Raw genomic sequence first — 922 nt, forward strand, 5'->3', positions numbered from 1 at the left:
TTCGCACCCGTCGAGTGAGCGCAAACTCCGGCTCTCAGGAGCGACCGAGCGCACCCGACGTCCCGCGCCGCTCTCAGTCGGCGCCGATGAACCGGCGGAGCGCCGCGACGACGACGTCCGGCGCGTCCGTGTGGACCCAGTGGCTCGCGCCCTTGACCGTGAGCTGGCGGACCCGCGGGAACAGGCTGCGCATGACGTCGGAGTCCTCGTCCTTGACGTAGCGCGACTCCCCTCCGGCGATCCAGAGCACCGGTCCGTCGAAGGGGGCGACCTCGTCGGCCATCGTCGGCCACCCCGCGATCCGGGAGCTCGAGCCCTGGGCGGCGTCGGCGGCGATGAGGTCGAGGTTCGCCTGCCAGCGCCACCCCTCCCCCTCGCGGCGCAGGTTCTGCAGCAGGAACGCCTTGACCCCGGGATCGGACTCCTGGAACCGCTCCTCGGCGTCACCCCGGCTCTCGATCTCGTCGAGCGGCAGCCGGAGCATCTCGTTGATGTAGCCCTCGAACCGCGCGAGGGTGCCGTAGTCCTTCGGTGCGATGTCGACGACGACGAGCCGCTCGACGAGCTCGGGGTGCAGCAGCGCGACGAGCATCGCGACCTTGCCACCGAGCGAGTGCCCGACGACTGTCCACTGCTCTCCCGGAGCCGCGTCGGCCAGCGTGGCAGCGACCGCCGCCGCGTAGCCCTGGTAGGAGAACTGCTCACTCCGGGGCGAGCGCCCGTGGTCGGGCAGGTCGACGAGCAGGCAGCGGGCGTCCGCCTGCTCGGGGCCGGAGACCGACTTGGCGATCTGGTTCCAGTTGCGCCCCTGGCCGAACAGGCCGTGCAGGAAGGCGACGCGTGGGCCGGCGGTCCCCATCGACCTGGTGTGCAGCGGCCCGACCGTGGAGGGGGTGCTCACTGGTTTACCTTCCTTGTGTCG

General features: G+C 71.4%; 1 protein-coding gene. It reads right to left on the bottom strand.

Annotated features, from left to right (window positions below; genetic code table 11):
* Positions 1 to 73 precede the first annotated feature (73 nt).
* Positions 74 to 859: an alpha/beta fold hydrolase gene (locus tag N864_RS22710; RefSeq protein ID WP_051518955.1), complete on the bottom strand. Its 786-nt coding sequence runs from the start codon at positions 857 to 859 to the stop codon at positions 74 to 76.
* Between the last annotated feature and the right edge of the window lie 63 nt (positions 860 to 922).

It is taken from the genome of Intrasporangium chromatireducens Q5-1 (assembly GCF_000576575.1).
GTDB classification, from domain to species: Bacteria; Actinomycetota; Actinomycetes; order Actinomycetales; family Dermatophilaceae; genus Intrasporangium_A; species Intrasporangium_A chromatireducens.